Source organism: Methylobacterium sp. WL116 (assembly GCF_008039455.1).
Lineage (GTDB): Bacteria > Pseudomonadota > Alphaproteobacteria > Rhizobiales > Beijerinckiaceae > Methylobacterium.
On record NZ_VRUV01000900.1, the window covers coordinates 1 to 1,070 of the forward strand.

Annotated in this window: 1 protein-coding gene; it reads right to left on the reverse strand. The window is 73.1% G+C overall.

The genetic code is table 11. The features are described from left to right. Positions 1-20: 20 nt before the first annotated feature. Complete coding sequence (locus FV223_RS32510; protein WP_147729962.1) at positions 21-647, reverse strand: CatB-related O-acetyltransferase; 627 nt, start codon at positions 645-647, stop codon at positions 21-23. Positions 648-1,070 lie beyond the last annotated feature (423 nt).

Consider the following 1,070-nt stretch of genomic DNA (forward strand, 5'->3'; position numbering starts at 1 on the left):
GCTCGCGCGCCGGCCGGCGCTCATCCGGCGGGTTTCGGCTTTCGCGGCCGGCGCGGGCGCTTCGGCGCGGCCTCGGCCCGCGCCAGGAACGCCGCGATGTCGGTGCCGAGGATCAGCGGCAGGTGGTCCGCGATCCGAGCGTCGTCCCAGGCCCACCAGCACACCTCCAGCAGGCGCGCGATGGTCTCCGGATCGAAGCGGTAGCGCAGGACGGTCGCCGGGTTTCCGGTGACGACGGCGTAGGGCGGCACGTCGCGGCGCACCACCGCGCCCGCGCCGACCACGGCGCCGCTGCCGATGGTGACGCCCGACAGGATCGTGCTGTTGGCCCCGAGCCAGACCTCGTCGCCGAGGACGACGTCGCCGCGGGTGGCGTGGTCGTGCGCGCCGGCGGCCGCGTTCGGCCAGAAGGCGGCGAGCGCCTTGAACGGGTAGGTGGTGACGAGGTCGGTGCGGTGGTTGCCGAGCGCGATGGTGACGTTCGGCCCGATCGAGCAGAACCGGCCGATGTGGAGCCGGGCCGATTCCGGCTCCAGCACCCGCGGATTGCCGTAGCTGTGCGCCCCCACGGTCCAGCCCCAGCGCGCGATGCCGCGGGCGAGGTGGAAGGCGGTGAGGTCGTCGAAGACCGGTTTGGGCTCGATCATGCGGCGGGGCTCCCCGTCGGCGCCGGCGGGTCGCGCCATGCCTTTCCCGTGCCTGCGATGCCTTTCTACCGTGTCCGCGATGCCTTCCCCCGTGTCAAAGCGCCGGGCGGCACGGGGGAGGATGGAAGGGGCGATCAGGGCCGCCGTGCGAGGCCGCCGGGGGCGGCCCGAACCTGCGGCTGCAGCGATCGATATTGAACAAGCCGGCCGCGACACCGTTGCTCCCATATAGAAACCAGGAGGAAACTTGATGTCGTACAAGATTCTCGCGCTCGCCACCTGCCTGATCCTGCCGCTCGGCGGCACCGCCTTCGCCCAGACCGGCAGCCCGGGCGCCGGGCCCAGCGCGGGCGGCACCGTGAATTCGGGCAGCGGCGCGGGCACGGCGGGATCGACCGGCGGCACCATGAGCGGTTCGGGCAC

Excerpts from the sequence above, each read along its gene's own strand:
- FV223_RS32510 (WP_147729962.1), bottom strand. The coding sequence starts at position 647 with ATGATCGAGCCCAAACCGGTCTTCGACGACCTCACCGCCTTCCACCTC.